Raw genomic sequence first — 2796 nt, 5'->3', positions numbered from 1 at the left:
CTGACTGTTAGTGTGTTGTACAGAATTTAAGGGATGACTATTTATGTTGATATCTCCGCCCGATTGGTAATTCTTTGAGCCTTTGCCTCCTTTTTGCTTCATAGAGACACCCGTTCCACCACTGATATAGATTTGTGCTATTAAGGCCCCAATCAAACCAATAGAAGTTACCAATGGTTCCCAGCCTTTATCGACCATTAGCCAAATTAGAGAACCAATTAGCCCCGCTATATTTAAAATGATAATAACGTTCTTTATTTTCATTCAGATCAGAAATAAGCTTAGTCATGTATCTCCGCCCAAATGCACTGTCAAATAGTCAACATTCATTTTTTTATTGATGACTATGGCGGCCGCGCCCTCCGCTAAGTTTTGGTAGCTAATTGAAGGTCTATATGAAAAAATCCTTTCTGCTTCTGGCCACCAATCATCTCGATCAATGTCTCTAAACTCGCGGTTAGCCGATTCCATAAAGACCTCTGACTCGGTACCATTATAATAGATCTTTCTGGTAACTGAATTCATTGCAATGTCCCACCCAATTTCGAGTGTTACTTTTTTACTTCTTTTCCTGCGAGCCATGGTAATCAAATTTTTATATTAAACCGTGTCAGCAAACACTAATTATCCGCTAATTTCAACATCGCATTTGCCACACCTCGGACACTATCATCATATTCCTCGTGTCCGTACCCATGCCTTTCGTTCAGCATATAGATCTCTTTATACAATTCGAAAGGGTTTTGCGAGCCACCGACCCACGTAATCACAGCATCAAGAATCTCGTTCATAACGGGTTGGAACGTCATCCGGCCATCCGAACCGCGTACTCCTCCCCCGTCGGACTTACGTTTGCCCAGATTCAGGAAGATGTTTTTTTCATCATAAATAATGCTACGCATCTCCTTGTAGTCCTCACCTTTCGGCAGATGATCCATTAGAAGCTTACGAATCCCCTTGTAATATATGTTATACTTTTCTTCGGGATTATCGAGTTGCTTACCAACAAGTTCGCGCAACTCGTCAATTTCCTTGAGTGTTCCCGTTTCATCAGAAATGGTTAATTGCTTGCCCTTCTTTTCGTGGGCACGGCGCAACAACTCCATCCGTTCAATATCTGCATCGGAAAGCTGCTGTTCCTGTTTGGTCTTTTTATTGTTTTCTTCCATGATTATAGGTTATATAATTTCAAATACGGCTTTTATTCGGTCGCTTACGACCTTGATGTTCTCTTCATTCCACGATACGGGATTGAGTTTATTCACGGCGGCCCTACAATCGGGATAATGTTCTTTAAAAGCGGCAAAGAAATTTTTCCCGTAGAGATGGTCTTGATACCAGGTATAGAAGGAATAAACCAATGAGGCATGTATCTCGTTTTCCTTGGCAAATCGCTCCACTACATAGGGGTTTTTAATGTAATTCTTGATGTAGTGAAAGCTTTCGATGGGCATAAAATAATCCCGAGCGAAACCATTGGCCTTTTCTTCAATCAGGAACAAATCCTCATCATCCGACAGGTGGTAGGTATTTGATTTTACCGTGTCATAATCGAACAATACGTGGTGCAGCTCGTGCAACAACGTAAACCAGAGCGTGGGATACCGCTTTAAGTAATCGGTAATCACAATACACGGCTTATCTTTGACGATAAATGTGGCTCCGCGTACATGCGTAGTGGATAGGTAATCCTGAAAGATAACCGTTACGCCGATGTTATAGAGAGCTCTACAAACGGTGTGCAGTCCATTATTTACATCCTGACTATAGGGTTTCATGTTGGCGATGGTATCCTTTAAGCGCCCGCGATTATAAGCGTTGGGGTTGTCGATCAACTCGAAAGTCCGATAGGCCGACCGAACCCAAAAATCTTTCATCTTGTCCGAAAACTGGCGCTTGGACCGGCTATACAAAGGCTCGGTCAACCGGTCTTCAAATTCCCGAATTGATTCGTAGCCAAAGTAAGCGAGTGCTTTATTGACGAGTTGGTTCACGCCGTCGTCGTTGTCAAAAAAGCCAATCTTCGTCAATGCCTTCACATCGAAATTCTTCATTAAGAATTTCAGCTTTCTGGCCCTGTCAATGGCGCCGATATTTTCGGGGTTCTGATTTCGGAGCACCATCTTGATAAATTCGTCTACATCGACATCCAGAAATTCAGCGATCTTAACGACATGGATAAGGTTTGGCTGCTTAGCCGACCCTTCCATGATATCTTCAAATACGTCTTTATCAATATTAAGGAGCTTCAGCGCCTTGGTCTTGGTAATGCCGTACTCTGATATCTTTTCTTCAAACAGCGCCCGGATATCAAAAGATGCATCTTCATCAAATAGTTCCTTTAATAACTTATCGACATCAATATTCTTCATATAAAAAAGAATTTACCCGTCAAATATAGGCAATAATGATTTATAAATAAAAAATAAAGGGTAATTACCCTTAACTTAAAAGAGGCGATACTACAGGAAACCGTAAGATTGGTGGAATTATAAAATTCTAGCGGAGCACCTTAAGATACCGCTTGCGGTGGAAAGCCCTTTGCCAATAGCGGCGGAAAGCTGTGCATAAACGAAAAAATTTCGCTAGCTTTATCGTGGTTATAAAAGCAAATCCACGGGAATAAGCTCACCGGTCTCCCTATCGGTGATTTGCAGCTTATTGTCTATCACGGAGGTCACTGGGCCACGGTTTACGGTGATCCGACCGAAATGGCTGGCACCATTCGAACCTCAGTATCCAATTATTGATTTTTTTGGCTCTATGACGGATAGTGTGGGTAATCGAATTTTAGCT

General features: G+C 42.0%; 4 protein-coding genes. All 4 read right to left on the bottom strand.

What is annotated here, in order from left to right; all coding sequences use genetic code 11:
* Nucleotides 1-264 (bottom strand): hypothetical protein (locus NGM62_RS21705; RefSeq protein WP_262250400.1); only part of this gene is annotated, 264 nt, incomplete at its 3' end.
* Nucleotides 265-285: 21 nt separating this feature from the next.
* Nucleotides 286-582, bottom strand: coding sequence for a hypothetical protein (locus NGM62_RS21700; RefSeq protein WP_262250399.1), 297 nt, complete (start codon nucleotides 580-582; stop codon nucleotides 286-288).
* Between the two features lie 38 nt (nucleotides 583-620).
* On the bottom strand, nucleotides 621-1169 hold the full coding sequence (locus NGM62_RS21695) for a hypothetical protein (RefSeq protein WP_262250398.1): 549 nt from the start codon (nucleotides 1167-1169) through the stop codon (nucleotides 621-623).
* 9 nt (nucleotides 1170-1178) lie between these two features.
* Nucleotides 1179-2372, bottom strand: a complete 1194-nt coding sequence (locus NGM62_RS21690) for an ImmA/IrrE family metallo-endopeptidase (protein WP_262250397.1) — start codon at nucleotides 2370-2372, stop codon at nucleotides 1179-1181.
* Between the last annotated feature and the right edge of the window lie 424 nt (nucleotides 2373-2796).

This window comes from Parapedobacter soli (genome assembly GCF_025460835.1).
GTDB classification, from domain to species: Bacteria; Bacteroidota; Bacteroidia; order Sphingobacteriales; family Sphingobacteriaceae; genus Parapedobacter; species Parapedobacter soli.
Note: the sequence above shows the minus strand (reverse complement) of the source record. Positions and strands in the feature narration are given on the sequence as shown.